The organism is Burkholderia cepacia GG4, assembly GCF_000292915.1.
GTDB lineage: Bacteria > Pseudomonadota > Gammaproteobacteria > Burkholderiales > Burkholderiaceae > Burkholderia > Burkholderia cepacia_D.
Genome location: NC_018513.1, coordinates 967,336 through 994,312, shown reverse-complemented (window position 1 = coordinate 994,312; position 26,977 = coordinate 967,336). Strand labels below are relative to the sequence as shown.

Sequence of the window (26,977 nt, the reverse complement as noted above, 5' to 3'; positions counted from 1 at the left end):
CATTTTTTTGCGTGACACAATCCATCGCGATTCGTCTGATTGAAACGTCCCGATGCCGCCCACCCCTGCACTGCACCGTCTGCTGATGCTGTATGCCGGCCTGATTGCCGCAAACGTCGCCGTCTGGCTAGGGGCGCTCGCGGTGCTGCGCGACCATCCACTGCTGCTCGGCACCGCGGCGATCGCCTACGGGCTCGGGCTGCGCCATGCGGTCGACGCCGATCACATCGCCGCGATCGACGTCGCGACGCGCAAGCTGATGCAGGACGGCCAGCGCCCGGTGACCGTCGGCCTGTTCTTCTCGCTCGGCCACTCGACGATCGTGATCGCCGCGACGCTGGGCATTGCGCTGACCGCATTCGCGCTGTGCGACCGCTTCGACGCGTTCCGCGAGATCGGCGGCACGATCGGCACGGCCGTATCGGCAACCTTCCTGCTGGTGCTCGCGTGCATGAACCTGATGATCCTGCGTGACGTGTGGCGGCGCTATCGCGCCGCACCGGACCATGCCCACGGCGCCGCGCACACGCATCGCGCGGGCGGCCTCGTGTCGCGGCTGCTGCGCCCGCTATTCCGGTTCGTGTCGAAGAGCTGGCACATGTATCCGGTCGGCGTGCTGTTCGGCCTTGGTTTCGATACTGCAACCGAAATCGCGCTGCTCGCGATCGCGGCCGCGCAGGCGAGCCACGCGCTGCCGGTCTATGCGGTCATGCTGTTTCCCGCGCTGTTCGCCGCCGGGATGACGCTGATCGACTCGACCGACAATGTGCTGATGATTCATGCGTATGGATGGGCGATGGACGATCCGCAGCGCAAGCTGCTCTATAACGCGAGCATCACGCTGGTGTCGGCGGCCGTCGCGCTGGCGGTCGGCGGGATCGAGGCCGCCGGCCTACTCGCCGACAAGCTGTCGCTGACAGGCTCCGTACGCGATGCGCTCGATGCGCTCGGCGGGCGCTTCGGCACGATCGGTTACGGCATCGTCGCGCTGTTTCTCGTCGGCTGGATCGCGTCGATCCTGTGCCATCGCTGGTCGCGTGCGGCCGACACAACTGCGCGCCAAGCGTAGTCAGACGTTTCATTTCAGAAACAAAAACCTCACAACGGTGTTTCATGGGCTGTCGCGCGGTATGCGCACGCCTTGCGCCACGGGCATAGCCGACCGGTGGCACGAATCTCGCAGTTGGGGATTCGCACGGCGGGCCCGCGTGCCGATTCGTGTTCGCGGCTGGCCTCCGGCGCCGGTCCGACACGCGTCGGCCGCCGAAACGACAACGCATCGTTGCTGGTCCCCTGCATCACACGTTGATGATCGCGTATGACGAGGCACCGCGCGCATCGGGAGACCATAATGAGCAGAACGAAACAACTGTCCCGCACGGCAGGACGGTGCTATCGCACGACCCTGCTGGCCGCAGCCGCGTTTGCGTGCTGCTGTTCGTATGCCGTCGCGCAGGACATGACAACCGTCGTTCCGGTTACTGCGCTGCCGGGTGACGACACTTCCACTACCCCATCAGTCCAGGTCGAGCAGAATACGGCGCCCGACGGCGTGGCCAATGCGGACGCTGGCGCGGACGCAGTCATGACGTTGGCCGAGAACGCGTCGCCATGTGCTGCCAACCCGACCGCTTGCGCGGTGCACGTGTATGCAAGCGGAGGCATCGGTGGCAACGGTGCCGGCGGGACCACTAGCGGCGGCAGCCCGGGCAGCAGCGGAAACAACGGCAATGGCGCCGTCGGTCCCGCAGGGGCCGGCGGTACGACGGGCGGTACGACGGGCGGTACGACGGGCGGTACGACGGGCGGTACGAGCGGCTCGGGTGGTACAGGCCGCGGCGGCAATGCTTCCGGCAGCGGAGGTTCGGGTGGTGGTGCTTCCGGTGGTGGTGCTTCCGGTGGTGGTGCTTCCGGTGGTGGTGCTTCCGGTGGTGGTGCTTCCGGTGGTGGTGCTTCCGGTGGTGGTGCTTCCGGTGGTGGTGCTTCCGGTGGTGGTGCTTCCGGTGGTGGTGCTTCCGGTGGTGGTGCTTCCGGTGGCGGCCATGGTGGCAGCGGCGATAGTCGATTTCGTCCGCACCGAGTTCGAGCCCGACGATGCGGTCGACGTCGTCCGCACGCGCGGTCAGCATGATCACGGGGATGTCGTCACCGGCCGCGCGCAGCTGGCGCAGCGCGGTCAGGCCATCCACGCCCGGCATCATCAGGTCCAGCACGATCAGGTCGGGCCGCTCGCGCTCGAGGCGCTTCTCGAGCGACGCCGCGTCGTGCAGCACGGACACTTCCATCCCCTGGCGCACGAGATAGTCGCGCAGCAGGTCTCGGAGTTCTTGGTCGTCGTCGACGATGAGGATCTGGGTAGTCATGGCTCGAAGTTTACCGCGCAAGCGCGGAGTCGAAGAACGATACAAAGGGACGAAAGGGTTACTGCGGGTTACGGCGCAAGGGAACTGTAATGCGCCGTAACCCGGTAACCGCCCCGCGTAACACCCGCCGGGGCACGCGCCGCTAACCTGCGTCTTACCGGATGCGGCACACGGGCCACCCCGCGCACCGCATCGCCGGACCCGCTGGATACAACGGCAGTGGTGGCGCCGGCAACGGCGGTGCCAACGGCAACGGCAATGGCAATGGCAGCGGCAGTTCCGGCGGTCATGGAACCGGTGGCCACGGCAGCGGTGGTAGCGGTGGTAGCGGTGGTAGCGGTGGTAGCGGTGGTAGCGGTGGTAGCGGTGGTAGCGGCGGTAGCGGCGGCAGCGCTGGCGGTCATGGCACCGGTGGCCACGGTAATGGCGGCGGCAACGGCAATGGCAATGGCAGTGGCGGCGCCGGCAACGGCGGTGCCAACGGCGTCGGCAATGGCAACGGCAATGGCAGTGCCGGCGGCAACGGCGGCAACGGCGGATCGGCCGGTGGCCATGGCCACTGACCGAAGCGCCGCCTGACCCGGTGCTGTCAGAGCATCTCGAGCGCGCGCTTGCTGCGCGGCGGACGGAAATAGCCGTCGAGCTGCGCGCGCTCGTCATCGCTCAACACGAGATCGAGCGCGGCGCGATTGTCGCGCACGTGCTCGATCCGCGATGCCTTCGGAATCGCGAACACGCACGGCCGCGCAAGCACCCACGCGAGTGCGACACGCGTTACCGACACGCCCCGCTGCCGCGCGATTTCGTCGAGCGGCGAGCGCTTCGGCAGCCGCCCGTGATCGACCGGGCTGTAGGCCATCGCCGGCATCCGGCGGTCGGCAAGCCACGGCAGCAGGTCGAACTCCGGGCCGCGTCGCGCGATGTTGTAGAGAATCTGGTTGGTCGCGCACGCACCGCCGCCCGCTTCGTCGACAAGTTCGGCCATGTCGGCCGTATCGAAATTGCTGACGCCCCAGTGGCGAATCTTGCCCGCACGCCGCAGTGCCTCGAACCCCTCGACCGTCTCCTCGAGCGGCACCGAGCCGCGCCAGTGCAGCAGGTACAGGTCGAGGCGATCGGTGCGCAGGCGCTTGAGGCTCGCGTCGCACGCGGCGACGACGCCGCGCCGGCTCGCATGATGCGGGTACACCTTGCTGACGAGGAACACATCGTCGCGCAAGCCGGCCAATGCGTCGCCAACGAGTTCCTCGGTCGCACCCTCACCATACATCTCGGCGGTGTCGACCAGCGTCATCCCGAGCGCGATGCCCTCTCGCAACGCAGCGATCTCGTCCGCGCGCCGCGCGGGCCGCTCCCCCATTTCCCAGGTCCCCAGGCCAAGCTTCGGGATCGTCTCGCCGTCCGGCAGGACGACCGTGCCGATCGTGTCTGTCATGCGCTCCTCGCTGCGGATAGGTGGCCGCGCGCCGCGGCCGAAGCATGGGCCAGTGTAGTCAATCGGCGCCCTGCCCGCCTGTCGCACGGCAAAAACCGGCTATAACGGCGCCGCATGATGACTTAGAATGGCACGCAACCTGATCGATACCCATTCCATGAAGGCACCCACGGACGACCGCTGGCAGGACCTGCGCCCCGACCCCGACAACGACACAGCGCTCTACCTGCAGCTCGCCCGCAAGCTCGGCGACGCGATCCACGACAATCGCTGGGCGGCCGGCGAGGCGCTGCCGTCCGAACGCGTGCTGTCCGAAGCACTCGGCGTGTCACGCATCACCGCGCGCAAGGCGATCGCGCTGCTCGTCGAACAGGGCTTGATCCGCCGCACGCAGGGCGCCGGCAACTTCATCCAGCCGCGCTACGAGGATCCGCTGTCGCGACTGTCGAGCTTCAGCGAGATGCTCGAGCGCCGCGGCTTCAAGCCGAGCTCGCAATGGCTCGAGCGCGAGATCCAGCCGGCGAACCGCGACGAGGTGATCCAGCTCGGCCTGTCGCCGGCCGCATCGGTCACGCGGCTCAAGCGCCTGCGCCTTGCCGACGGCATCGTGATGGCCGTCGAGAACTCGACGTTTCCTGCGACGCTGATTCCCGATCCGCAAGCGATCGGCGGTTCGCTGTACAGCTATCTCGAAGCACGCGGCACGCCGATCGTGCGCGCGCTGCAGCATTTCCGCGCGGTCAACGCGACCGACGAGATCGCGCAACAGATGGGCATCGCGCCGCACGACGCGCTGCTGCTGATCACGCGGATCGGCTATACGGCCGACCAGCGCGCGATCGAGCTGACCGATACCTACTGCCGCAACGACTATTACGACTTCGTCGTCGAGCTGCGCAAGTAAGGCCGGCGCTCACAGCCAGCGCGCTTGGTCCGTGCCGAGCGGCACGGGCGGCCGCGCGAAGCGCGGCGGTGTCGCCGACAGGCGCTCGGCCGGACGCACCGCGTCGATCGTGCCGAATGGCGATGGCGTTCGGTCGAGCCGGTCGCGCACGTCGTCACGCGTGAAATCCGGCGCGTGCAGACCGTCCGGCACCACCCCGAGCGATTGCAGCCAGCGCCCCGTCTGCGCGAGCGACAGCCGCACGTGCCAGCTTCCCCCTTCCGTCGCGCGGCGTGCGGCGTGCGAGCGCGATCATCGCGCCGAACGCCGCGAGATAACCCGTCGCATGATCAAGCGCCTGGCATGGCAGATGACGCGGGCCGTCCGCCTGCGCGGCATGCTGCTCCTGTGACGCGATACCGCTCGCCGACTGCACGAGGCTGTCGAAGCCGCGCCGCTTCGACCACGGCCCCGCATGCCCGTACGCGGACACCGACACGCAGACGATGCCGGGTCGCAGCTCCGCGAGCGCCTGCGGCGAGAACCCACGCGCGGCGAGCGCGTCCGGGCGATATGCCTGCAGGAATACGTCGGCGTTGCGTGTGAGGTCGCGCAGCGCAGCGACGCCCGCCGCCTCGCGCAGGTCGATCCACGTCGAGCGCTTGCCGCGCCCGTTGTCGATCACGAGCGACGCGATGTTCGGCAGATGCGGGCCGTTGACGAGCAGCGTCTGCGCGCCGTGCGATGCCAGCGTGCGGCCCGCGACCGGCCCCGCGATGATGCGCGTGAGATCGAGCACGCGCACGCCCGCGAGCGGCTGGTCCGGCTCGCCGCGGCCGATCGCCTCGACGGGCGCCTCGCCGATCCGCTCGATCTCGAACAGCGGCAGCGACGCGAGCGCGCGCGCCTGGTCGTGCGCGGCCCATTCGTCAGGGGTTCTGATCAATGCCGCGCACAGGCCGGCCTCCGCCAGCGCGGTATCGAGTGTCGCACCATCCCACGTCCGGATCGCCGCCGCGACTTCGTCGCGCCCCGCGCCGCAGCCGAGCACGTCGAGAATCCCGTGCAGGTGATGCGGAAAGTTCGCGTGCAGCTGGACCCAGCGCCCGTCGCGCGTGGCGTAGAAGCCCGTCACCGGATGGCGCAGCTCCGGCGGCGGGCCGTCGTCCACGCGCAGGTAGCGTTCGCTGCGGAACGCGACGAGCGCGTCGCGCACCGACACGTCGACGCGCTGCGCGACGCCCGTGCGCAGCCGGTGGCATTCGGCCGCCGCGAGCCCGGCTGCCGCGATCGTCGCAGCGGCCAGCGTGCCGACATGGAACGTCGACGGCAATGTCGGGTCCTGCCCCGTCACGGCCACGCGGGCGAGCGCGCCGGGATCGCCGTGCGCGAGTTGCCACAGTCGGGTCAATGCGAGTTCGGGTGTCATGGTGGATGCGAACCGTTGAGAACACGCAATCGAGTCTAGAATTCGCGACGCGCACGATCAATCTTGATTGCGCGAATCAAGGCATAACGAATAGTTGTAGCCGGGCCGCGCTTCATGCGCCCCGACAGGAGCGATCGGCATGACGTCCCTCAGCGCGCCGGAAGCCGCCGGCATCCTCGGTGTCAGCGTGAGCACCCTTTATGCGTATGTCAGCCGCGGCTTGCTGCGCTCGCTGCCCGACGGCGCAAGCAAGCGCCGCCGCTACGACGCGGACGAGGTGCGCCTGCTCGCGCGCCGCCGCGCCGATGCGAAACGCGCGGGCGGCGTCGCCGAACGGTCGCTCGACTGGGGCGTGCCCGTGCTCGAATCGCGGATCACCCAGATCGCCGACGGCCGCCTGCGCTACCGCGGCGCCGATGCAATCGCGCTCGCCGGCGACGCGACGCTCGAGGAGACAGCCGCACGGCTGTGGGATTGCCCGCCCGCACGGCTCGCCGCCGCTTCGCTCGCGGCGGCCTGTTTCGACGCCGCGCAGTGGGACGACTGGGCACGCCGCTGGGCGCACCTCGCGCCGCTCGAGCGCACGCTGGTGCTGCTGCCCGCCGCGGCCGCAGCGCTGCCACGCCGGTGGGCACAGGGGCGCGACGCGCAGATTGAAACGGCCACGCTGCTGCTGCGCGTCGCGACGGCCGCGCTCGCCGGCATCGCGCCGAGCGACGCGCCCGTGCATCGGCAGCTCGCCGCCGCGTGGCGGATCCGACGGCGCGACGATGCCGACCTGCTGCGCCGCGCGCTCGTGCTGTGCGCCGATCACGAACTGAATCCATCGACCTTCGCGGTGCGCTGCATCGCGTCGACCGGCACGCACCTGTTCGGCGCGATCGCGGGCGGTCTCGCGGCGCTGTCGGGTCCGCGTCACGGCGGCGAGACGTTCCGCGCGGGCGCCCTGCTCGACGAAGCGGCGCGCGCGGCCGACCTCGACCGCTACCTCGCGCTGCGACTCGCGCACGACGAGCGCGCTGACGGCGCGCGCACGGCGCTGTCCGGTTTCGCGCACCCGCTCTATCCCGACGGCGATCCGCGCGCGCGGGCATTGCTCGACGCGCTCCATGCCGCGCTGCCCGACCAGGCGCCGCTACGCGCGGCGCGTACGCTGGCCACGCGCGTCGAAGCGGCGACCGGCCTGCGACCGGCGATCGATTTCGCGCTCGCGGTGCTGGAGCGCACGCTCGCACTGCCCGACGGCGCCGCGTTCACGCTGTTCGCCGCCGGCCGCACCGCGGGCTGGATCGCGCACGCGCTCGAACAATATGCGGACGGCAAGCTGATCCGGCCCCGCGCGCGCTACGTCGGCAGCGACGCGGCCGCCTGACCGCGACCGCCGCGCCGGGGAGCAAACAGTCGCCACCACGCCTGCGCGGCCAGTACGGCCGGCGCCGCCTGCGGGCCGAACGAGAACACCGCGCCGCCGGCCGCCGCGCTGATCCACACGCGTACGCCCGGCAGCAGCGTCAGTGACTCGCCGGCACGCAGCCAGTGATCGTCGGGCCGGCCTTCGACCGTCACCCACAGATCACCGTCCGCCACCTGCAGCACGGTACGATCGACGATCCGCCACCGACCGGCCGGCTCGTTGCCGTCCATCTCGTAGAGTCGCAGTTCGCGCATGGCCGCCTCCGGGTCGCGTGGGTTCGATGGCACCAGTATTTCGGACAGTGGCAGCACGCGGACAGATACGCCTGCAGACAGTTTCGGCTGAACTGTACCGGTCGATCGGCGGACGGGCATCCGCCCGCTGCCGCGTGCCGGCCGTCGCCCCGACGGGCCCGACCCTGCGCGGCGCAGCGGCTTTCCCTACAATGACGGCTGTCTTGCGCCACCGGCCCGCCTTCATGTTCCAACCCCCGCCCGCCGCCGCGCCCGGCGAAAAGAACCTCACCGTGATGCTCTGGCTCGTTGCGACGGGCTTCTTCATGCAGACGCTCGATGCGACGATCGTCAACACGGCGCTGCCGTCGATGGCGGTGAGTCTCGGCGAATCGCCACTGCGGATGCAGTCGGTCGTGATCGCGTACTCGCTGACGATGGCGGTCATGATTCCCGTCTCGGGCTGGCTCGCGGACACGTTCGGCACGCGACGCGTGTTCTTCAGCGCGATCCTGGTGTTCTCGCTCGGCTCGCTGCTGTGCGCGAACGCGCATACGCTGCAGCAGCTGGTCGTATTCCGCGTCGTACAGGGGGTGGGCGGCGCGATGCTGCTGCCGGTCGGACGGCTCGCGGTGCTGCGCACGTTCCCGGCCGAACGCTACCTGCCCGCGCTGTCGTTCGTCGCGATTCCGGGGCTGATCGGCCCGCTGATCGGCCCGACGCTCGGCGGCTGGCTCGTGAAGATCGCGTCGTGGCACTGGATCTTCCTGATCAACGTGCCGGTCGGCATCGCCGGCTGCGTCGCGACGTTCTACTCGATGCCCGATTCGCGCAACCCGGCCGTCGGCCGTTTCGACCTGAAGGGCTATCTGCTGCTGACGATCGGGATGGTCGCGATCTCACTGTCGCTCGACGGGCTCGCCGATCTCGGCATGCAGCACGCGGCCGTGCTGGTGCTGCTGATCCTGAGCCTCGCATGCTTCGTCGCGTACGGGCTGTACGCGGTGCGCGCGCCGCAGCCGATCTTCTCGCTCGAACTGTTCAAGATCCATACGTTCAGCGTCGGCCTGCTCGGCAACCTGTTCGCGCGGATCGGCAGCGGCGCGATGCCGTACCTGATCCCGCTGCTGCTGCAGGTGAGCCTCGGCTATTCGGCGTTCGAGGCGGGGCTGATGATGCTGCCGGTCGCGGCGGCCGGGATGTTCTCGAAGCGAATCATCACGCGCCTGATCACGCAGCACGGCTACCGCAAGGTACTGCTCGCGAACACGATCATGGTCGGCGTGATGATGGCGAGTTTCGCGTTGATGCGCGACACGGTGCCGGTGTGGGTGAAGGTCGTCCATCTCGCGCTGTTCGGCGGCTTCAACTCGATGCAGTTCACCGCGATGAATACGCTGACGCTGAAGGATCTCGGCACCGGCGGCGCGAGCAGCGGCAACAGCCTGTTCTCGCTGGTGCAGATGCTGTCGATGAGTCTCGGCGTCACGGTCGCCGGCGCGCTGCTGGCGACCTTCACCGGGATGCTGCGCACGGTGACGCCGAGCAACACGCTGCCTGCGTTCCATGCGACCTTCATTTGCGTCGGGATCATCACGGCCGCGTCCGCGTGGATCTTCGCGCAGCTCGCGCCGGAAATCCGCGGCCGCTCGCACAAGACCGACCCGTCCGAGCGCGCGTGACGCGCGCCGCTGCAATCGCCACGCCGGCGCAGCGCGCACCATGGCGGTGCAGCGCGGCTGCACCACGCGGCAGCCATGGGCCGCGACGGGCCGCCGCATGGGGCACGATGCCGTGCATGCTTCTTGCTCGCCTATTCTGTAGGTAAACTGGCAGTCTTCCTTCGGCCGACATCATGAGCATGATCGACATCGATCCACCCGGCTTCCAGCCGCCCCGCCCCGTCGCCGGCGACGACGGCAAGCGGCGCACCGTGCTGTACGGCGCGTACACCGTGTTCAGCGTGTTCCAGCCCGTCTTCTCGGTGTCGCACCGCCGCGCGATCGGCTATCACGCGTCGCTGCGCGCACACGACGAGGACAGCCGCCAGGTCGCGTCGCACGAGGTGTTCACGCAGGCGGCGCGGCGCGGCGACCTGCTCGAGCTCGGCCGGCTCGCCGAATCGCTGCACCTCGGCAACTTCCACGCGTTCGACAGCCACGACGAATGGCTCTTCCTGAGCCTGCACCCGGCCGCGCTGATGGACACCATCTACGGCGACGCGCTGCTCGCGAACCTGAAGGCGCTCGGCTTGCCGCCGCATCGCGTGGTGCTCGAGGTGCCCGAACAGGCGGGCGGCGAGACGCCGCGCTATGCGGCGATCGTCGACGGGCTGCGCAAGGCCGGCTTCCTGATCGCGCTCGGCGGCTTCGGCGCGAAGCATTCGAACATCGACCGCGTGTGGCACCTGCACCCCGACATCGTCTCGCTCGACCGCGGGATCCTCGCGCAGGCGAGCGAACACTCGCATCTAGAGCGCGTGCTGCCGGGGCTCGTGTCGCTGCTGCACGAATCCGGGCAACTCGTGCTGATGGGCGGGCTCTCGACCGAGCGCGACGCGCTGATCGCGCTCGAATGCGACGTCGATTTCGTGCAGGGACAGTACTTCGCCGGACCGAGCGTCGACCCGGTCCAGCCACAGGCCGCCGCGGGCTGCATGGATACGTTGTCGGCCGCGCTGCGGCTGCGCGTCGCGCAACGCGAGCGCACGCAGGCCGAGCGCCTCGCGCCGTACGTCGCCGCGCTGGAGGAAGCGAGCCAGAAGCTCGCCGCTGGCGAGTCGCTGCTGGACGCCGCCGGCGCCGTGCTCGGGCTGCCCGAGACCGCGCGCTGCTTCCTGCTGGATGCGTCCGGCCGCCAGATCGGCGACAACGTGCTCGCGCGCGGCAGCGTGTCGCAGCGTGCGAAACGCTTCCGGCCGCTGCTGCATTCGGAAGGGGCGAGCTGGGAGCGCCGTCCTTACTTCATCCACGCGATGCGCGCGCCGGGTCGCGTGCACCTGACACCGCCGTACCTGTCGATCAACGAGGCGCACCTGTGCGTGACCGCGTCGGTCGCCGCGCCGGCCGCGTCCGGCATGCAGGTGCTGTGCGTCGACATCAACTGGGAAGCGGCACTCAACCGCGAATGAACGCGCGCGCCGCGCTCACGCGGCGCCATCGATGTCATCGGCACGGCGCACGATCAGCCGGTGCACGCGCTTGCCGGACGACGCGCTGACCACCTCGTGCTCGTCGATCACGTGCATGGCGCTACCGAGCGCCGCGTGCATGCGCGCTGAATCGAGCGGCGTGTACAGGCGGCCGCGCTCATCGCGCAGGGCGCCGTTTCCGGCCACCCGCCAACTGAGATACAGCGTGCCACCGGGCATCAGCAGCGCGGCCAGCCGCGCGGCAGCCGCAGCCGCATCCGCCTGTTCGAGGTGCATGACGACCGTCTCGCACAGCACGTTGCGAAACGCGCCGGACGGTACGCCGGCAAGCGCCGGCAACGTGGCCAGCTCGAACGTCAGCGCCGGGTGGCGCCGGCGCGCCTCGTCGAGCAGCGCGGCGCTCGCGTCGTAGCCGCGCACGTCGAATCCTTGCGAAGCGAGCCACGCGGTGTCGCGCCCCGCGCCGCAGCCGACATCGGCAGTCGGCCCCGGCGAGAAATATTGCTCGAGCAGCGCATACATGTCGTCGGGGGCGGCCTGGTCGAGCCAGTCCTGCGCGTATTGCGCGGCATGGGCTTCGTAGGCATCGAGAGTCGGGCGATCCACCATGGCGATTGCTCCGCGTAGCCGTCTGTCTGGTCGTGTGACGCTCCTCGCATCTTAGCCGTTGCGCATCGCGTGTGGTGTGGCGCGCCGCGTCCGCGACGCAAGCCGGCCATCCACGGACCTACACCGCCCGCACGTCGCCCGCGCGCGACGCCTGCGCGGTCAGCTCGGCCCACAGCGCATCGCCGTGCCAGGCCGGCCGCGCTGCCGCCGTTTCCGCGTCGTGAACGAGCGCGCAGAGTCGCGCGTTGACCGGCGCCCGCGCACCGAAGCGCGCGGCCAGCCGGACGATCTCGCCGTTGATCCAGTCGACTTCGGTCGCACGGCGCGCGGCCAGATCGTCGGACATCGACGAACGCGCGAGCGGATCGATCGCGAGCATCCGGCCACCGAGCGCACGAAACGCGGTATCGGGCAGCGCCAGCACGGCGGGGATCCACGCGGCCGGCAACGGCGTCAGCCGCGCGGGCCGGATCGCGGCGCGCGCCAGCCAGTGCAGCGCTTCGCGCTGCGCAAGCGCGACGCAGCGCCGGTACGCGCGCTGCGAGAGTTCGTCGCGCAGCGGCAGGTTCGCGAGCGCATTGACCGCGTTGTTCAGGTTCAGCAGCAGCTTCGCCCATTGCACGGCGCGCATGTCGTGGTGCAGCGCGAGCGGCAGCCCGGCGCGCGCGAACGCGCCGGCGAACGGCCGCAGCACGGGCGACGCGTCGGCCGCGAGCGTGCCGGCCGAACCCTGGTGAAATGCGCCGGGCCCGCGCTCGATCACGTTGAACGGCACCATCCCGGCCAGCACGGCCGCTTGCGGCAGCGCATCGCGCAGTACGTCGGCGTTGTGCAAACCGTTCTGGAAAGAGATCACGACCGTGCCGGGCCGCAGCACGCCGGCCAGCTGCAGCGCGGCGTCATGCGTCGCGGCCGACTTCACCGCGACCAGCACGAGCCGCGCGGCGGCCGCGGCGGCCGGCTCGGTCGAGAACGCGACCTCCGCCGGCGCGAGCGTCGCGCGATAGCCGCGCTGGTCGGTCACAGTCAGCCCGTGCACACGAATCGCGGCGCCGATCCGCGCGCGGCCGACGAACGTCACGTGCGTGCCCGCTGCCGCCAGCCGGCCGCCGAGATAGCAGCCGACCGCGCCCGCGCCGAACACGCAGACCGGCCCGGCCGCCGCATCAGACATGCGAGTGCGCGCCGCCGTGCACCGGCCCGGCGCGCCGCTCGACTTCGCGGCGCACGTCGCCGCGCAGGCCCGCGAAGAATGCGACCTCGGCGACGACAAACAGCGGCCCGACCATCAGACCGACCAGATCGTCGACGAACGCCGGCTTGCGCCCCTCGAACCAGTGTCCGACGAACTGCACGATCCAGCCGACCACGAACGCGCCGATGCCGATCCCGAGCCATTGCGCGGTCGGCAGTAGCGCAAGCGTCTGCGCGGCCCACAGGCCGAGCGCGAACAGCACGGTCATCACCACGCCGAAGCGCAGATCGAGGCGCAGGTAGAACACCGCGAACGCCACGGCTAGCAGCAGCGCCGGCGACAGCGCGACGCCGGCCAGCATGCCGATGGCCGGCCGCGACAGCAGCACCTCGACTGCGAACACGATCATCGGAATGCCGACCAGGTGCGTCGCGATGTTGCGCGCGTCGCGATGGTAGGCCGCATACTGGGAAAGGTGGTCTTCAAGCGTCTTCATGGCGTCTCCTGAACGATCGTTGAGCGCTATGATGCGCGTCACGCCCGAGAACCTCTGTCAGCTACCCGACATCGCGTGCCCATGCTCTCGTCACTCGCCACCTATCTGCCGCAGATCGAAGCGAATCCGTGGTTCGCCGCGCTGCCGCCCGCCTTGCGCGCGGACCTGCTCGCCCGCGCCGCGTTGCGGCGCCTGCCGGCCAGCCATGCGCTGTTCCGGCGCGGCGACCCGCCGTGCGGGCTGTATGCGGTCCTCGCCGGTTCCCTCACCATAGGTGCGGTCGATCAGCAGGGCAAGGAAGCGCTGCTGACGGTCGCCGAACCCGTCACCTGGTTCGGCGAAATCGCGCTGTTCGACGGCCAGCCGCGCACCCACGACGCGATCGCGCTCGACGACACGCTGCTGCTGCACGTCCCGCAGGCCGCGCTGCTTGCGATTCTCGACACGACGCCGCAATACTGGCGGCAGTTCGCCCTCTTGATGGCGCAAAAGCTCCGGCTGAGCTTCCTGACCGTCGAATCGATGAGCGTGATGCCGGCCGCGCAGCGGCTCGCCGTGCGGCTGCTGATGATCGCCAGCGGCTACGGCGGGATCAGCGCCGGCCGCATGCACATCCGGCTGTCGCAGGAAAAGCTCGCATCGATGCTGTCGCTGACGCGGCAGACCACCAACCAGTTGCTGAAGGCGCTGCAGGCCGACGGCGTCGTGCGGCTGCATGTCGGCGAGATCGAACTCGTCGACGTCGACGCGCTGCGCCGCGCGAGCGGGCTGCCCGACGGCACGTACTGACGCCGCCGCGCAAGCGCCGCAATACCGTAATACCGCATGTGCGCCGTCATCGCGTTGCGCTATCGTGGCGGCTCGCCCTCTTCCCGCCCCCGCTCTTGAACACGTCGACCGTCACCGCCCCTCCCCGTCATGCATGGCCCGTGTTCGTCGCCTTCCTGCGGCTCGGCCTCACGTCGTTCGGCGGCCCCGTCGCGCATCTCGGCTACTTCCGCGACGCATTCGTTACGCGGCGCGGCTGGCTGACCGAGCGCGCGTATGCGGATCTCGTCGGGCTGTGCCAGTTCCTGCCCGGGCCGGCCAGCAGCCAAGTCGGAATGGCGATCGGTCTTTCGCGTGCCGGCTATGCGGGGATGTTCGCCGCTTGGCTCGGCTTCACGCTGCCGTCGGCGCTGCTGATGATGCTGTTCGCGCTTGGCATGCACGCGACGGGCATGCCGATCGCGGCCGGCGCGCTGCACGGGTTGCGCATCGTGTCGGTCGCGGTGATCGCGCAGGCGGTGTGGGGCATGGCGCGCACGCTGTGCCCGGATGCGCGCCGCGCCACGCTGATGGCGGTCGCAGCCTGCATCGCGCTGCTCGTGCCGGCCGCATGGCTGCAGGTTGGGGTGATCGTCACGGCGGGGGCAGCCGGTCTCGTGCTGTTGCCGCAGCCCGCGCGCGGCGCCCACGATCCGTTGCCGCTGCACGTGTCGCACCGCGCAGGCGTGCTGTGGCTCGTGCTGTTCGCCGCGCTGCTCGTCGCGTTGCCGTTCGCGGCGGGCGCGCTCCATTCGCGCACGCTCGCCGTCGTCGACGCATTCTTCCGTACCGGTGCGCTGGTGTTCGGCGGCGGGCACGTGGTGCTGCCGCTGCTGCAGGCCACCGTGGTCGCGCCGGGCTGGGTCGGCGATTCGGCGTTCCTCGCCGGCTACGGTGTCGCACAGGCCGTGCCGGGGCCGCTCTTCACGTTCTCGGCCTTCCTCGGCGCTTCGCTGCGCGACGCGCCGAACGGCTGGCTCGGCGGGACGATCGCGCTCGTGTCGATCTTCGCGCCATCGTTCCTGCTCGTCGCGGGCACCGCGCCGTTCTGGGAACGCCTGCGCCGCAGCACGCGCATGCAGGCCGCGCTCGCGGGCGTGAATGCGGCCGTCGTCGGGCTGCTGCTAGCCGCGCTCTACCACCCGGTCTGGACCGACACGATCGGGTCGCCGCGCGATTTCGCGGCCGCGCTCGTCGCGTTCGTCGCGCTCGCGTTCTGGCGCGTGCCGCCATGGGCCGTCGTGATCGCCAGCGCGGCGCTTGGCTGGTTGTCGGGGACGATCGCCTGATCCGACGAATGGCGCGCAGTCGCGCGCGCCCGGCAAAAACAAAAAAGCCCTCGAGACGAGGGCTTTTTTTCGCGGTACCGCGCGCCGCGACGGCGCGCAGGACGCCGGGACTTACGCGAAGTTCTTCGCTGCGAAGTCCCAGTTCACGATGTTCCAGAACGCTTCGACGAACTTCGGACGTGCGTTGCGGTAGTCGATGTAGTACGCGTGTTCCCACACGTCGATCGTCAGCAGTGCCTTGTCGGCCGTCGTCAGCGGCGTAGCGGCGTTGCTCGTCGACACGATGTCGAGCGAACCGTCGGCCTTCTTCACGAGCCATGCCCAGCCCGAACCGAACGTGCCGACCGCGGCCTTCGAGAACGCTTCCTTGAACGCGTCGTACGAACCCCACTTCGCGTTGATCGCGTCGCCCAGCGCGCCCGACGGTGCGCCGCCGCCGTTCGGCGACAGGCTGTTCCAGAAGAACGTGTGGTTCCAGATTTGCGCGGCGTTGTTGAAGATGCCGCCCGACGACTTCTTCACGATCTCTTCCAGCGACAGGTTTTCGAATTCCGTGCCCGGGATCAGATTGTTCAGGTTCGTCACATAAGCCTGGTGATGCTTGCCGTAGTGGTACTCGATCGTCTCTTTCGAGATGGTCGGCGCGAGTGCGTCTTCAGCGTACGGGAGCGGCGGGAGCGTATGAGCCATGGCGATTCCTTCGTTGAGTATGTAGGGAGGCTGTGTTGAATGCTGCCGAGCGTCCGATTGTAGGCGAGTCCGAATATCCCCGCAAACTCACCGGGCATTTATCCGCGGTATGCGGAAAATCGGCGTTGACGCTTCGTCCGGCAGGATGAGACGACGCTGCGCGCAGCATCCGTTCCCGGGTTCGGTACGTCCGGCGCGCGACCTTCGTTTCGCTTACGCCGGCGCCGTCAGATCGTGTCGGTCAGCCGCGGCTGCACGTCGGCCAGCGTCACGTCGGCCGAGCCCTCGGCGAGATGCACGGTCAGGCGCCGCTGCGGCTTCAGCGCGTTCGGTGCGCGCACCGCGCGGCCGGTCTGCGCGTCGATCAGCGCCGCATAGCCGCGCTCGAGCGTGCGTTGCGGGCTCAGCACCTCGAGCCGCGCCGCGCATGCGAAGACCCGCGCGGTATCGCGTTCGTGACGGCGCTGCAGCGCCACCGCGAGCCGTTGCGACAGCACCGCGAGCGCCTGGCGCGCCTGCGCCGGGTCGGGGCGCACGCGCTGCCAGCGCAGTTGCGCCAGCGCGAACCGCGCTCGCGCATCGCGCACCGGCCGCGACGCGGCCGACGCGAGCCGCACCGCGAGCTGCTCGACATGGGTGCGCTGCCGCCGCAGCCGTTCGGCCGGGCTGACGAGCCGGCGCGCGAGCCAGTCGAGCTGCTGCGCACGCTGCTCGAGCCCGCGCTCGAGGCTGCGCACAAGCGCGCGTTGGCGGTCAGCGACCTCGCGCAGCAGCAATGCGCGCTGCGGACTCGCGAGCTCGGCCGCGCCGGTCGGCGTCGGCGCGCGCAGGTCGGCTGCGAAGTCCGCGATCGTGAAATCGGTTTCGTGGCCGACACCGCTGACGACGGGCAGCTCGCTCGCCGCGATCGCCCGCGCGAGCGCTTCGTCGTTGAACGACCACAGATCCTCGATCGAGCCGCCGCCGCGGCACACGAGCAGCACGTCGACCTCGCGCCGCGCGTTCGCGGCCTGCACGGCCGCGACGAGTTTCTCGGCCGCGCCCGCGCCCTGCACCGGCGCCGGATAGACGATCACCGGGACGTGCGGCGCGCGCCGCGCAAGGGTGGTCAGCACGTCACGCAGCGCGGCGGCCTGCAGCGACGTGACGATGCCGATCGCGCGCGGATGGGCGGGCAGCGGCCGCTTGCGCTCGGGCGCGAACAGCCCTTCGGCCTCGAGCTGCGCCTTCAGGCGCAGGAATGCCTCATACAGGCGCCCCTGCCCGGTGCGCCGCACAGCCTCGACGTTGAGCTGCACTTCGCCGCGCGGCTCGTACATCGTGACGACCGCGCGCACCTCGATCCGGTCGCCTTCGCGCGGCGTGAATTCGGCGTACTGTGCGCGGCCACGGAACATCACGCAGCGCATCTGCGCCTGCTGGTCCTTGATCGAGAAATACCAGTGGCCGCTCGCCGCGCGCGTGAAATTCGATACTTCGCCCGAAATCCACAGCAGCGGAAACGAGCGCTCGAGCATCGTCGAAATCGCGCGATTGAGCGCCGAAACGGGAATCACTTCGTCGCCGCCACGGGTGGCGCCGGGAGCGGAAAAAGGAGAGTCGGAAAGCATGTGCGATCGGATGAATGCTGGCGGCGACACGATAGTCCGACAAGCGCGCGACGTCCAGCGTCGGCCGTCTGCACCGCGACGCGCGGAAGGTGTCCACACTCTGGCAAGCGTCCGCCAAAAACGCTTAAAAACGGCGAAAAAATCCAGACAAATCCATACAACGCATTGATTTTTATAGATTTTTAAACCTTACGGTTTTGTTCGCCTCCGATTCAACGTCCACCCGGCGGGCGTTTGATGCGACCGGGTCGGGAGTTTTTCACAGAGTTATCCACAGGCCGATTCGATCCGGCCCCATCGGGCGGGTTGCCCGGCCGCGCTTGCCGCGCCCGCGTGCGGCGCGCTAGAGTGCCGCCTTCCGAAGACCTTGCGGCATGTGCCGCCCAACGGAGAATCCGTCTTGACGAATCCGTCCCACGCCGCGGCGCACGACGCGCCGCGCCCGGCCCGATGAGCGCGCCCGGCGGCCCGCTCGCGCGACTCGAAGCGCGCCTGACCCGCGAATGGCAGCGACGCGGCGCGCTCGCCTGGGCGCTCACGCCGTTCGCATGCGTGTTCGGCCTGTGCGCGGCGCTGCGGCGCACCGCCTATGCGCAGGGCTGGAAGCAACCGCTCGACGTCGGCGTGCCCGTCGTCGTGGTCGGCAACGTGACCGTCGGCGGGACCGGCAAGACGCCGACCGTGATCGCGCTCGTCGATGCGCTGCGCGCGGCCGGCTACAAACCGGGCGTCGTGTCGCGCGGCTACGGCGCGAACGTGAAGGCGCCGACCGCGGTCACGCCCGCATCGCGCGCGAGCGCGGCCGGCGACGAACCGCTGCTGATCGCGCGCCGCACCGGCGCGCCCGTCTGGGTATGTCCGGACCGCGTCGCGGCCGCGCAGGCGCTGCGCGCCGCGCATCCGGAGGTCGACGTGATCGTCAGCGACGACGGCCTCCAGCATTACCGCCTCGCGCGCACGGTCGAGCTCGTCGTGTTCGACCACCGGCTCGGCGGCAACGGCTTCCTGCTGCCGGCCGGGCCGCTGCGCGAGCCGCTGTCGCGCCACCGCGACGCGACGCTCGTCAACGATCCGTACAGCGGCGCGCTGCCGCCGTGGCCCGACACCTATTCGCTCGCGCTCACACCGGGCGCCGCGTGGCACCTCGACCAACCGGCGCTGCGCCGCCCGCTGTCGCAATTCGCGAACGAACGCGTGCTCGCCGCGGCCGGCATCGGCGCGCCGGAACGCTTCTTCGCGACGCTGCGCGCGGCCGGCCTCGCGCCGGCGACGCGCGCGCTGCCCGACCATTACGCGTTCGCCGACAATCCGTTCGTCGACGACGCGGTCGACGCGATCCTGATCACGGAGAAGGATGCAGTAAAATTGGGCGCTTCCTGGCGCGACGCTCGGCTGTGGGTCGTCCCCGTCGAAGCCGCGCTCGATCCTCGCCTCATTGCCCTCGTTGTGGAGAAACTCCGTGGACGCTCGCCTGCTTGAAATCATTGTGTGCCCTATCTGCAAAGGCCCGCTCCACTATGACCGCGCCGCGCAGGAGCTGATCTGCAACGCGGACAAGCTCGCCTACCCGATCCGCGACGGCATCCCCGTGATGCTCGTCGACGAAGCGCGCCAGACCGTCGAAGGCACGCCGGTCGACCCGGCGGGCCCGGCCGGCAGCTAAACGCCGCACCGGCGCACCGGCCGCGCTTCGCCGCGGCCGGGTGCCGAACCTGCCGGGCGGCCTGCCTTCGACGCGCCGCCCGCCCCGCTCTTCTCACCGCCCAGCCCCGATGACTCATCCGCAGCCTTTCATCGCCGTCATTCCTGCCCGGCTCGCGTCGACGCGCCTGCCGAACAAGCCGCTCGCCGACCTCGGCGGCAAGCCGATGGTCGTGCGCGTCGCCGAACGCGCGCGTGAAGCGGGCGCGCAGCAGGTGCTCGTCGCTTCCGACGCGCAGAGCGTGCTCGACGCGGCGCGCGATCACGGCTTCGAAGCGGTGCTGACGCGCGCCGACCATCCGTCCGGCACCGACCGGCTCGCGGAAGTCGCCGCGACGTTCGGGTGGAGCGACGAGACCGTCGTCGTCAACGTGCAGGGCGACGAGCCGCTGATCGACCCGGTGCTCGTGCGCGACGTAGCGTCGCACCTCGCCGCGCATCCGGACTGCGCGATCGCGACCGCCGCGCACCCGATCCACGACGCGGCCGACGTATTCAACCCGAACATCGTGAAGGTCGCGCTCGACGCGCGGCGCGTCGCGATGTACTTCTCACGCGCGCCGATTCCGTGGAGCCGCGACGCGTACCTGCCGCACTGGCCCGACGTCGCGTCGATGCCTGCGCCTGCCTTTCCGGTCTATCGTCACATCGGCCTCTACGCGTATCGCGCGCGTTTCCTGCGCACCTATCCGTCGCTCGCGCAGGCGCCGATCGAGCAGGCCGAGCAGCTCGAACAGCTGCGCGCGATGTGGCACGGCGAGCGCATCGCGGTGCTGATCACCGAGCACGCACCCGAAGCCGGCATCGACACGCCGGCCGATCTCGCACGCGTGCAGGCCCTTTTTCGGCCGGGTTCAAAATAACCCGTGGCATAATCAGGTGATTGTGCGAGCCGTCCGCGACCTGCGCGTCCTCGCTTGACCCCGCCGCGGCCCTTCCGGCAGCCGCGCGTCGCTCACCCCGGCGCGCCGCATCAGACCGGTCCGCCGCGCGCCAGGCAAGTCCCGCGCACGCTGTCGCCGACGCATTTGCGTCTCGCCATACGAATCTACATACCGGAGATATCACCATGCGTTTGATCCTGTTGGGCGCGCCCGGCGCGGGAAAGGGCACCCAGGCAAACTTCATCAAGGAAAAGTTCGGGATCCCGCAGATCTCGACGGGCGACATGCTGCGTGCAGCCGTCAAGGCCGGCTCGCCGCTCGGCGTCGAGGCGAAGGGCTACATGGACGCCGGCAAGCTCGTGCCGGACGCGCTGATCATCGGCCTCGTGAAGGAGCGCCTGAAAGAGACCGATTGCGCGAACGGCTACCTGTTCGACGGCTTCCCGCGCACGATCGCGCAGGCTGACGCGATGAAGGAAGCCGGCGTCGCAATCGACTACGTGCTCGAGATCGACGTCCCGTTCTCGGAAATCGTCGAGCGCATGAGCGGCCGCCGCACGCACCCGGCATCGGGGCGCACGTATCACGTGAAGTTCAACCCGCCGAAGGTCGAGGGCAAGGACGACGTGACGGGCGAACCGCTGATCCAGCGCGACGACGACAAGGAAGAAACCGTCCTGAAACGTCTCGAAGTGTACGAAGCGCAAACCAAGCCGCTGATCACGTACTACGGCGACTGGGCAGAGCGCGGCGAGGAAAACGGCCTGAAGGCACCGCAGTATCGCAAGATCTCGGGCCTCGGCAGCGTCGACGAAATCCGCGAGCGCGCATTCGACGCACTGAAGTAAGCACTGCGTCGCGCACCGCAAGCCGCCCTGTCCGGGCGGCTTTTTTTTGCCCGTCCGGGATTCGCACGACCGTGCTTGTCCAGCCGCCGCGCAACGGCGCCCCGTACAATCGATCGAACGCGTGCGCCCTCCCGGTGAGCCGGCGCACCTGCCCTTCAACCGATCGACCGGCATCGGACCCAACCAAGGAGACAGTCATGGAGATTCGCGGCAACGTCTTTCTGATCACCGGCGGCGCATCGGGCCTCGGCGCGGGAACGGCCCGGATGCTCGCGCAGGCAGGTGGCAAGGTCGTGCTCGCCGACCTGAACGAGGCGGGCGGCGCGGCGCTCGCGAGCGAGCTCGGCGGCGTATTCGTGCGCTGCGACGTGTCGAGCGAGGCCGACGCGCAGGCTGCCGTCGACGCCGCGACGCGCGCGGGCACGCTGCGCGGCCTCGTGAACTGCGCGGGCATCGCGCCCGCCGCGAAAACCGTCGGCAAGGACGGCGCGCATCCGCTCGACGTGTTCGCGAAGACGATCAACGTGAACCTGGTCGGCACCTTCAACATGATCCGGCTGGCGGCGGCCGCGATGGCCGCGACCGCACCGAACGAAGGCGGCGAGCGCGGCGTGATCGTCAGCACCGCTTCGGTCGCCGCCTACGACGGGCAGATCGGCCAGGCCGCATACGCGGCATCGAAGGCCGGCGTCGCGGGCATGACGCTGCCGATCGCGCGCGACCTGTCGCGCAGCGGCATCCGCGTGATGACGATCGCGCCCGGGCTGTTCGAGACGCCGATGCTGCTCGGCATGCCGAAGGACGTGCAGGACGCGCTCGGCGCGATGGTGCCGTTCCCGTCGCGGCTCGGCAAGCCTGACGAATACGCGATGCTGGTGCGCCAGATCGTCGAGAATCCGATGCTTAACGGCGAAGTGATCCGTCTCGACGGCGCGATCCGGATGCAACCGAAGTAATACAAACGACTGCAAACAAAAAACGCCCGCGATGCGGGCGTTTTTTTGTTCCAGGCTCCGGCGATACCGCGACGGCTCAGTCCTCGCCGTCGCGCTGCATCCGCTGTCGCAATTCGGTCACCTGCGATTCGACGACGGTCGCATCGTCCGCATCCGGCCGTTCGCCGAGATACTGCTCGAGATCCTCGAGCGCCGGGCGCAGGTAATCGAGCCGCGCATAGGCGAAGCCGCGATCGCGCACCTCGTCGAGATGCTCGGGCAACAGGATCACGAGCCGCTGCTGCACCGCGAGCAGCCGCTGCCAGCGTTCCGTCTGCAGATAGATCGTCTTCAGGTTGCGCAGCATCCGCGCGATGATCTCGCGGCTCGTGGCCGGCTGCAGCAGCGCGCGCAACGCGCTGTCGACCGCGCCGGCCGCACGCGCGACGTACGGCTCGAGCATCTCGACCATCTCGGCTTCGGACAGCGAATGGCCGTTGGTCGGATCGATGATCAGGTCGCCGTCGGGCAGCGTCACGCGCAACAGGAAATGGCCGGGGAACGATACGCCGCGCGCCGGCACGCCGATCTGCTCGGCAAGCTCCAGATACAGCACCGACAGCGAGATCGGAATCCCGCGCCGCCGCTTCAGCACCGCGTTCAGGTGGCTGTTATCGGGGTCGTAGTAATCGTTGTGATTGCACGCGAAGCCGAGTTCGCGGAAGAAGAACTCGTTCAGCGCGGCGACGCGGCCCTTCAGGTCCGCGTCGTCGGCAAGCCGGCGGCGCAGCCGCGCGGCCAGCACGTCGAGTTCGGCCAGCGTGCCCTGCAGGTCGAGGTCGGGATACGCGTCCTGTGCGAGCGACAGCGCGGTTTCCGTGACGGGCAGACTGTCGTCGTCCGCCACGAGCGTGCTGAAGTAGTCGAGGACGCGGGTCATTGCGGTCGTCACTTGGCGCGCCTTCTGAAGTAAGCGTATTTGAAGCCCATCACCCACAACATACCGAAATATAGTGCAGCGAACAGCACGAGGCACGCAGCCATCAGTGCGATGCGATCGAGCGGCTGCGCACGCATGCCGGTCCAGTCGAAGCTGATCGCGCTCCAGTGCATCAGCCCCGCGAGCACGAGCGCCGCGCCGACGAGCTGCACGAAAAAGCGCGGCCAGCCCGGCGACGGCTGGTAGATGCCGCGCTTGCGCAGCCCGAGGAACAGCAGCAGCGAGTTCAGGCACGCGCCGACGCCGATGCTCAGCGTCAGGCCCGCGTGGCCGATCAGCGGCACGAACACGTAGTTCGAGATCTGCGTGACGATCAGCACGCCGATCGCGATCTTCACGGGCGTCTTGATGTCCTGCTTCGCGTAGAAGCCCGGCGCGAGGATCTTGATCAGGATGATGCCGACGAGACCGATCCCGTAGGTCGCAAGCGCGCGCGCGACCATCGTGACGGTGTGCGCGTCGAACTTGCCGTAGTTGAACAGCGTGGCGGTGAGCGGCGTCGCGAAGAAGAACAGCGCGAGCGCGCTGGGCGCCGCGAGCAGGAACGTGACGCGCAGCCCCCAGTCGAGCAGCGCCGAATACTCTTGCGTATCGGCGTCGACGTGCGCCTTCGACAGGCTCGGCAGCAGGATCGTGCCGAGCGCGACGCCGAGCAGCGCCGTCGGGAATTCCATCAGGCGGTCGGCGTAGTTGATCCACGACACCGCGCCCTGCCCGAGCCGCGACGCGATATTGGTGTTGATGATCAGCGACAGTTGCGCGACCGACACCGCGAACGTCGCGGGCACCATCTTCGCGAGCACGCGCTTCACGCCGGGGTGACGTAGCGCGCGCACCGGGTTGAGGCCGATCAGCGGCACCATGTCGATCTTCTTCAGGCCCGGCAGCTGCACGAGGAACTGCAGCACGCCACCCACGATCACGGCCCACGCGAGCGCGAACACCGGCACCTTCAGGTGCGGCGCGACGAACACGGCCGCGGCGATGAACGCCACGTTGAGCAGCACCGGCGCGAAAGCCGGCAGCGAGAAGCTCTTGTAGGTGTTCAGCACGCCGGACGCGAGCGTCGTCAGCGAGATGAACACGATGTACGGGAACATGATCTGCGTCATCGTGACCGCGAGCGGGAACGCCTGCCCGTCGGTATGCAGACCGGAGGCGACCGCGAACACGACCCACGACGCGCCGGCGATCCCGAGGACCGACAGCCCGGCGAGCGCCCAGGCGAGCACGGTCGACATCGCGTCGACGAGCGCCTTGGTCGCATCGTGCCCCTGCTGGTTCTTGAACTCGGCCAGGATCGGCACGAACGCCTGCGAGAACGCGCCTTCGGCGGACAGGCGGCGCAGCAGGTTCGGAATGCGGAAGGCGACGTAGAACGCGTCGGTGTATTGACTGGCGCCGAACGCACGGGCGATCAGCGTCTCGCGGGCCAGTCCGGTCACGCGCGACAGCAACGTGAAGCCGCTGACCGTCAGCAGGGCTCGGAATAGATTCATGGGGCGCTTATTATACGGACGTTGCGTGTCCCGGCACGGACGGATGCCGAAAAGCACGTGCGCCGCCGGTGCCTCGCCGGCGAATCTCACGTTGAACTTGCCACACGCTTGATTTTGTTGCTATAATCGCCGGTTTCTGAGCCTGTTACATGCACGGCGCCTGTCGTTTTCATGTCTCGGCCTCGGTTAAACTCACCGTTTTTTTATGCGCCCCTGGGCAATCGTTCTCAGGGGACGGATCGAAAAGCAGCGCTTGGCCGTCAGGCTCCAAGCTCTGGAAACAGGACAGGATAAGGAACCGTCATGGCTAACTCCGCACAAGCACGCAAGCGCGCCCGCCAAGCCGCGAAGGCAAATTCGCACAACTCGGCACTGCGCTCGAAATTCCGTACCGCGATCAAGTCGGTTCGCAAGGCTGTTGAAGCCGGCGACCAGGCAAAGGCTGCCGAGCTGTTCAAGGCTGCCGTGAAGACGATCGACACGATCGCCGACAAGAAGATCGTTCACAAGAACAAGGCCGCTCGCAGCAAGAGCCGCCTCGCCGCAGCCGTCAAGGGCCTGCAGGCAGCAGCGTAAATCCGGTGCGACCGGCGAGGGTGCCCGCTTCGGCGGGCGCTCCTGTTTCCTGCGATCGCAAAAAAGCCCGCCTAGGCGGGCTTTTTTTGCTGTGCGTCGCCCGCGCCTCACGCGCAGCGATCGCCAGCACGGGCGCGGCATGCGCCGCCGCCCGTCGAACTCACTTCTTCTCGTTGTAGTCCGGCAGCTCGCACGCCTCGGTGACGACGAGGTGGTTGTCCTTCGCGAAGTTCAGCACGAAATCGAACGCCATCGGCTCAATGTCGCGCAGCCGGGAATCGAGGATCACGCATTTCAGGTCGCCGAGCATCGTCGGGCGCACGTACAGCGAATACTTCAGGCGCGCGTTCGGCCCGCTCGCGCCCGGCCCGAAGCAAGCCATCACGCCGGCCAGACGCTCCGACCAGTCGCTCGGGCGAAACTTTTTCCCGTCTTTCGTAATGCCCTGGATGAAGAATTCGGTCGGAGGGGTTTCAGCCATGTGGTTACCCAAGTGACGGCCCGGCGATGTCCAGGCGACGGCGCCTGGATACGCGAACACAAAGCTGGAGTCGACGGCAGCACAAGCGCTTCGATATCCCGAAAACAGGCCGTCGATGCGTGCCGCCGGCGCGCCGCACCGGATTTGTGCAGCGCATGGCTTGTGTCCGGCAGAGCGCGAAAAGGCTTGCCTGCCGGGCTGGAGAAAACTTTTGAATTATACCGCAGCGCGCCATCGCGCGTCGTCCCGAGCCCCCTCTTCCGACGCCCTCGCTCGCCCGAGTCGATCGCTCCCCGCTTTTCGTCGCGGCTCGTCAAAGCACAGAAAATCCTTTATGCTGCTTTGAGTTATCCACACCCGACGGCGGCGCCGTCCGGCCCCGCTGCCGGGCGAGATCCGTCGTATTTCGCTTCATGACCGCCAAAACCATTCGTCACTACCTGCAGTTCAAGGATTTCTCGCTGGAAGACTACGAGTACGTGCTCGAACGCACGGGTATCCTGAAGCGCAAGTTCAAGAACTACGAGACCTATCACCCGCTGCACGACCGCACGCTCGCGATGATCTTCGAGAAGAGCTCGACGCGCACGCGGCTGTCGTTCGAAGCCGGCATCTTCCAGCTCGGCGGCCACGCGGTGTTCATGAGCACGCGCGACACGCAGCTCGGCCGCGGCGAGCCGGTCGAGGATTCCGCACAGGTCATCTCGCGGATGGTCGACATCATCATGATCCGCACGTTCGAGCAGGACGTGATCACGCGCTTCGCCGAGAATTCGCGCGTGCCGGTGATCAACGGCCTGACCAACGAATACCACCCGTGCCAGGTGCTCGCCGACATCTTCACGTACTACGAGCACCGCGGCCCGATCGCCGGCAAGACCGTCGCATGGGTCGGCGACGCGAACAACATGCTCTACACGTGGATCGAAGCTGCGCAGATCCTCGGCTTCAAGCTGCGCCTGTCCACCCCGCCCGGCTATGCGCTCGACATGAAGCTCGTGTCGCCGGACAGCGCGCCGTTCTACGAGGTGTTCGACGATCCGAACGAAGCGTGCAAGGGCGCCGATCTCGTGACGACCGACGTGTGGACGAGCATGGGTTTCGAAGCCGAGAACGAAGCACGCAAGCAGGCGTTTGCCGACTGGTGCGTCGACGAGGAAATGATGGGCCACGCGAACCCGGACGCACTCTTCATGCACTGCCTGCCCGCGCACCGCGGCGAGGAAGTGACGGCCGGCGTGATCGACGGCCCGCAGAGCGTCGTGTGGGACGAGGCGGAAAACCGCCTGCACGTGCAGAAGGCGCTGATGGAGTTCCTGCTGCTCGGCCGCCTCAAGCACTGACCGCACGTCCCGTACTCACGCGCCGCCGGAACCCGGCCGCGGGTGAAAAAAAGCGCCGATCGTCGATCGGCGTTTTTTGTTTGCCCGGGCGCAGGCGGTGCGGAAA

25 protein-coding genes and 2 pseudogenes are annotated in these 26,977 nt (G+C 68.7%); 14 read left to right on the top strand and 13 right to left on the bottom strand.

Annotated elements, in window-relative coordinates:
- The first annotated feature begins 52 nt into the window (after window positions 1-52).
- The gene (locus GEM_RS04480; RefSeq protein WP_014896262.1) at window positions 53-1,069 is read left to right on the top strand and encodes a HoxN/HupN/NixA family nickel/cobalt transporter; all 1,017 of its coding nucleotides are present in this window, start codon (window positions 53-55) and stop codon (window positions 1,067-1,069) included.
- Window positions 1,070-2,066: 997 nt separating this feature from the next.
- Here GEM_RS04480 and GEM_RS29165 read toward each other — a convergent pair.
- The 3 genes and pseudogenes from GEM_RS29165 to GEM_RS04460 all read right to left on the bottom strand — a co-directional run.
- Window positions 2,067-2,363 (bottom strand): annotated as a pseudogene (locus GEM_RS29165) (response regulator); the annotation flags it as partial.
- 68 nt (window positions 2,364-2,431) lie between these two features.
- The gene (locus GEM_RS32425) at window positions 2,432-2,917 is read right to left on the bottom strand and encodes a hypothetical protein (RefSeq protein ID WP_051137962.1); all 486 of its coding nucleotides are present in this window, start codon (window positions 2,915-2,917) and stop codon (window positions 2,432-2,434) included.
- 35 nt (window positions 2,918-2,952) lie between these two features.
- Entirely contained in the window at window positions 2,953-3,798 is an 846-nt protein-coding gene (locus GEM_RS04460; RefSeq protein WP_014896259.1) for an aldo/keto reductase, read from the bottom strand.
- A 157-nt stretch (window positions 3,799-3,955) separates the two neighbouring features.
- Between GEM_RS04460 and GEM_RS04455 the strand changes: the two genes are divergently transcribed.
- Window positions 3,956-4,702, top strand: a complete 747-nt coding sequence (locus GEM_RS04455) for a GntR family transcriptional regulator (RefSeq protein ID WP_041490450.1) — start codon at window positions 3,956-3,958, stop codon at window positions 4,700-4,702.
- Window positions 4,703-4,711: 9 nt separating this feature from the next.
- Here GEM_RS04455 and GEM_RS04450 read toward each other — a convergent pair.
- Window positions 4,712-6,110 (bottom strand): annotated as a pseudogene (locus GEM_RS04450) (CoA transferase).
- Window positions 6,111-6,249: 139 nt separating this feature from the next.
- Here GEM_RS04450 and GEM_RS04445 point away from each other — a divergent pair.
- Complete coding sequence (locus GEM_RS04445) at window positions 6,250-7,482, top strand: citrate/2-methylcitrate synthase (RefSeq protein WP_014896256.1); 1,233 nt, start codon at window positions 6,250-6,252, stop codon at window positions 7,480-7,482.
- Here the strand turns inward: GEM_RS04445 and GEM_RS04440 are convergent.
- Window positions 7,455-7,778, bottom strand: coding sequence for a DUF2917 domain-containing protein (locus GEM_RS04440; protein ID WP_014896255.1), 324 nt, complete (start codon window positions 7,776-7,778; stop codon window positions 7,455-7,457). The genes GEM_RS04445 and GEM_RS04440 overlap by 28 nt on opposite strands.
- A 224-nt stretch (window positions 7,779-8,002) precedes the next feature.
- Here GEM_RS04440 and mdtD point away from each other — a divergent pair, with 224 nt between their 5' ends.
- The gene (mdtD, locus tag GEM_RS04435; RefSeq protein WP_014896254.1) at window positions 8,003-9,439 is read left to right on the top strand and encodes a multidrug transporter subunit MdtD; all 1,437 of its coding nucleotides are present in this window, start codon (window positions 8,003-8,005) and stop codon (window positions 9,437-9,439) included.
- A 173-nt stretch (window positions 9,440-9,612) separates the two neighbouring features.
- Complete coding sequence (locus GEM_RS04430) at window positions 9,613-10,887, top strand: EAL domain-containing protein (RefSeq protein WP_014896253.1); 1,275 nt, start codon at window positions 9,613-9,615, stop codon at window positions 10,885-10,887.
- A gap of 15 nt (window positions 10,888-10,902) precedes the next feature.
- Here GEM_RS04430 and GEM_RS04425 read toward each other — a convergent pair whose 3' ends face one another.
- The 3 genes from GEM_RS04425 to GEM_RS04415 form a co-directional block, all read right to left on the bottom strand.
- Complete coding sequence (locus GEM_RS04425; RefSeq protein ID WP_014896252.1) at window positions 10,903-11,517, bottom strand: class I SAM-dependent methyltransferase; 615 nt, start codon at window positions 11,515-11,517, stop codon at window positions 10,903-10,905.
- 118 nt (window positions 11,518-11,635) lie between these two features.
- On the bottom strand, window positions 11,636-12,691 hold the full coding sequence (locus GEM_RS04420) for a 2-dehydropantoate 2-reductase (RefSeq protein ID WP_014896251.1): 1,056 nt from the start codon (window positions 12,689-12,691) through the stop codon (window positions 11,636-11,638).
- Window positions 12,684-13,208, bottom strand: coding sequence for a DUF962 domain-containing protein (locus GEM_RS04415; protein WP_014896250.1), 525 nt, complete (start codon window positions 13,206-13,208; stop codon window positions 12,684-12,686). Before GEM_RS04415 ends, GEM_RS04420 begins: the two co-directional genes overlap by 8 nt.
- Before the next feature lie 81 nt (window positions 13,209-13,289).
- On the opposite strand from GEM_RS04415, the gene GEM_RS04410 reads away from it, so the two are divergent.
- Window positions 13,290-13,997: a Crp/Fnr family transcriptional regulator gene (locus GEM_RS04410; RefSeq protein WP_014896249.1), complete on the top strand. Its 708-nt coding sequence runs from the start codon at window positions 13,290-13,292 to the stop codon at window positions 13,995-13,997.
- A gap of 95 nt (window positions 13,998-14,092) precedes the next feature.
- Complete coding sequence (chrA, locus tag GEM_RS04405) at window positions 14,093-15,304, top strand: chromate efflux transporter (protein WP_041490449.1); 1,212 nt, start codon at window positions 14,093-14,095, stop codon at window positions 15,302-15,304.
- Between the two features lie 111 nt (window positions 15,305-15,415).
- On the opposite strand, the gene sodB is transcribed toward chrA, so the two are convergent.
- Together sodB and xseA are read right to left on the bottom strand one after the other, a co-directional pair.
- Window positions 15,416-15,994: a superoxide dismutase [Fe] gene (gene sodB / locus GEM_RS04400; protein ID WP_014896247.1), complete on the bottom strand. Its 579-nt coding sequence runs from the start codon at window positions 15,992-15,994 to the stop codon at window positions 15,416-15,418.
- 227 nt (window positions 15,995-16,221) lie between these two features.
- Window positions 16,222-17,604 carry an exodeoxyribonuclease VII large subunit gene (gene xseA, locus GEM_RS04395; protein ID WP_014896246.1) on the bottom strand — a complete coding sequence of 461 codons (1,383 nt, stop codon included), beginning with the start codon at window positions 17,602-17,604 and terminating at the stop codon, window positions 16,222-16,224.
- 450 nt (window positions 17,605-18,054) lie between these two features.
- Between xseA and lpxK the strand changes: the two genes are divergently transcribed.
- From lpxK to GEM_RS04370, 5 genes are all read left to right on the top strand, one after another.
- Window positions 18,055-19,083 carry a tetraacyldisaccharide 4'-kinase gene (gene lpxK, locus GEM_RS04390; RefSeq protein ID WP_014896245.1) on the top strand — a complete coding sequence of 343 codons (1,029 nt, stop codon included), beginning with the start codon at window positions 18,055-18,057 and terminating at the stop codon, window positions 19,081-19,083.
- On the top strand, window positions 19,064-19,267 hold the full coding sequence (locus GEM_RS04385; protein ID WP_014896244.1) for a Trm112 family protein: 204 nt from the start codon (window positions 19,064-19,066) through the stop codon (window positions 19,265-19,267). Before lpxK ends, GEM_RS04385 begins: the two co-directional genes overlap by 20 nt.
- A 109-nt stretch (window positions 19,268-19,376) precedes the next feature.
- On the top strand, window positions 19,377-20,168 hold the full coding sequence (gene kdsB, locus GEM_RS04380; RefSeq protein WP_014896243.1) for a 3-deoxy-manno-octulosonate cytidylyltransferase: 792 nt from the start codon (window positions 19,377-19,379) through the stop codon (window positions 20,166-20,168).
- 206 nt (window positions 20,169-20,374) lie between these two features.
- On the top strand, window positions 20,375-21,037 hold the full coding sequence (gene adk / locus GEM_RS04375; protein ID WP_014896242.1) for an adenylate kinase: 663 nt from the start codon (window positions 20,375-20,377) through the stop codon (window positions 21,035-21,037).
- A 197-nt stretch (window positions 21,038-21,234) separates the two neighbouring features.
- Entirely contained in the window at window positions 21,235-21,993 is a 759-nt protein-coding gene (locus GEM_RS04370) for an SDR family NAD(P)-dependent oxidoreductase (protein WP_014896241.1), read from the top strand.
- A 76-nt stretch (window positions 21,994-22,069) separates the two neighbouring features.
- On the opposite strand, the gene GEM_RS04365 is transcribed toward GEM_RS04370, so the two are convergent.
- Together GEM_RS04365 and murJ are read right to left on the bottom strand one after the other, a co-directional pair.
- A complete protein-coding gene (locus tag GEM_RS04365; protein WP_014896240.1) occupies window positions 22,070-22,912 on the bottom strand; it encodes a SirB1 family protein in 843 nt (280 codons plus the stop codon).
- Between the two features lie 8 nt (window positions 22,913-22,920).
- Entirely contained in the window at window positions 22,921-24,471 is a 1,551-nt protein-coding gene (gene murJ / locus GEM_RS04360; protein WP_014896239.1) for a murein biosynthesis integral membrane protein MurJ, read from the bottom strand.
- Window positions 24,472-24,774: 303 nt separating this feature from the next.
- Here murJ and rpsT point away from each other — a divergent pair, with 303 nt between their 5' ends.
- Window positions 24,775-25,047, top strand: a complete 273-nt coding sequence (gene rpsT, locus GEM_RS04355) for a 30S ribosomal protein S20 (protein WP_006482211.1) — start codon at window positions 24,775-24,777, stop codon at window positions 25,045-25,047.
- Window positions 25,048-25,207: 160 nt separating this feature from the next.
- On the opposite strand, the gene GEM_RS04350 is transcribed toward rpsT, so the two are convergent.
- Window positions 25,208-25,528, bottom strand: a complete 321-nt coding sequence (locus tag GEM_RS04350) for a DUF3579 domain-containing protein (protein WP_014896238.1) — start codon at window positions 25,526-25,528, stop codon at window positions 25,208-25,210.
- Between the two features lie 413 nt (window positions 25,529-25,941).
- Between GEM_RS04350 and argF the strand changes: the two genes are divergently transcribed.
- The gene (gene argF, locus GEM_RS04345; protein WP_014896237.1) at window positions 25,942-26,871 is read left to right on the top strand and encodes an ornithine carbamoyltransferase; all 930 of its coding nucleotides are present in this window, start codon (window positions 25,942-25,944) and stop codon (window positions 26,869-26,871) included.
- Window positions 26,872-26,977 lie beyond the last annotated feature (106 nt).

What these genes read in the sequence shown, in the direction of transcription:
- rpsT (WP_006482211.1), top strand. Translation starts at nt 24,775, where the DNA reads ATGGCTAACTCCGCACAAGCACGCAAGCGCGCCCGCCAAGCCGCGAAG.
- GEM_RS04445 (WP_014896256.1), top strand. Translation starts at nt 6,250, where the DNA reads ATGACGTCCCTCAGCGCGCCGGAAGCCGCCGGCATCCTCGGTGTCAGC.
- GEM_RS32425 (WP_051137962.1), bottom strand. Translation starts at nt 2,917, where the DNA reads ATGGCCACCGGCCGATCCGCCGTTGCCGCCGTTGCCGCCGGCACTGCC.
- GEM_RS04425 (WP_014896252.1), bottom strand. Translation starts at nt 11,517, where the DNA reads ATGGTGGATCGCCCGACTCTCGATGCCTACGAAGCCCATGCCGCGCAA.
- sodB (WP_014896247.1), bottom strand. Translation starts at nt 15,994, where the DNA reads ATGGCTCATACGCTCCCGCCGCTCCCGTACGCTGAAGACGCACTCGCG.
- GEM_RS04460 (WP_014896259.1), bottom strand. Translation starts at nt 3,798, where the DNA reads ATGACAGACACGATCGGCACGGTCGTCCTGCCGGACGGCGAGACGATC.
- argF (WP_014896237.1), top strand. Translation starts at nt 25,942, where the DNA reads ATGACCGCCAAAACCATTCGTCACTACCTGCAGTTCAAGGATTTCTCG.
- GEM_RS04415 (WP_014896250.1), bottom strand. Translation starts at nt 13,208, where the DNA reads ATGAAGACGCTTGAAGACCACCTTTCCCAGTATGCGGCCTACCATCGC.
- GEM_RS04430 (WP_014896253.1), top strand. Translation starts at nt 9,613, where the DNA reads ATGAGCATGATCGACATCGATCCACCCGGCTTCCAGCCGCCCCGCCCC.
- kdsB (WP_014896243.1), top strand. Translation starts at nt 19,377, where the DNA reads ATGACTCATCCGCAGCCTTTCATCGCCGTCATTCCTGCCCGGCTCGCG.
- GEM_RS04440 (WP_014896255.1), bottom strand. Translation starts at nt 7,778, where the DNA reads ATGCGCGAACTGCGACTCTACGAGATGGACGGCAACGAGCCGGCCGGT.
- GEM_RS04455 (WP_041490450.1), top strand. Translation starts at nt 3,956, where the DNA reads ATGAAGGCACCCACGGACGACCGCTGGCAGGACCTGCGCCCCGACCCC.
- GEM_RS04480 (WP_014896262.1), top strand. Translation starts at nt 53, where the DNA reads ATGCCGCCCACCCCTGCACTGCACCGTCTGCTGATGCTGTATGCCGGC.
- GEM_RS04420 (WP_014896251.1), bottom strand. Translation starts at nt 12,691, where the DNA reads ATGTCTGATGCGGCGGCCGGGCCGGTCTGCGTGTTCGGCGCGGGCGCG.
- GEM_RS04410 (WP_014896249.1), top strand. Translation starts at nt 13,290, where the DNA reads ATGCTCTCGTCACTCGCCACCTATCTGCCGCAGATCGAAGCGAATCCG.
- xseA (WP_014896246.1), bottom strand. Translation starts at nt 17,604, where the DNA reads ATGCTTTCCGACTCTCCTTTTTCCGCTCCCGGCGCCACCCGTGGCGGC.
- murJ (WP_014896239.1), bottom strand. Translation starts at nt 24,471, where the DNA reads ATGAATCTATTCCGAGCCCTGCTGACGGTCAGCGGCTTCACGTTGCTG.
- GEM_RS04370 (WP_014896241.1), top strand. Translation starts at nt 21,235, where the DNA reads ATGGAGATTCGCGGCAACGTCTTTCTGATCACCGGCGGCGCATCGGGC.
- adk (WP_014896242.1), top strand. Translation starts at nt 20,375, where the DNA reads ATGCGTTTGATCCTGTTGGGCGCGCCCGGCGCGGGAAAGGGCACCCAG.
- mdtD (WP_014896254.1), top strand. Translation starts at nt 8,003, where the DNA reads ATGTTCCAACCCCCGCCCGCCGCCGCGCCCGGCGAAAAGAACCTCACC.
- GEM_RS04365 (WP_014896240.1), bottom strand. Translation starts at nt 22,912, where the DNA reads ATGACCCGCGTCCTCGACTACTTCAGCACGCTCGTGGCGGACGACGAC.
- GEM_RS04350 (WP_014896238.1), bottom strand. Translation starts at nt 25,528, where the DNA reads ATGGCTGAAACCCCTCCGACCGAATTCTTCATCCAGGGCATTACGAAA.
- lpxK (WP_014896245.1), top strand. Translation starts at nt 18,055, where the DNA reads ATGAGCGCGCCCGGCGGCCCGCTCGCGCGACTCGAAGCGCGCCTGACC.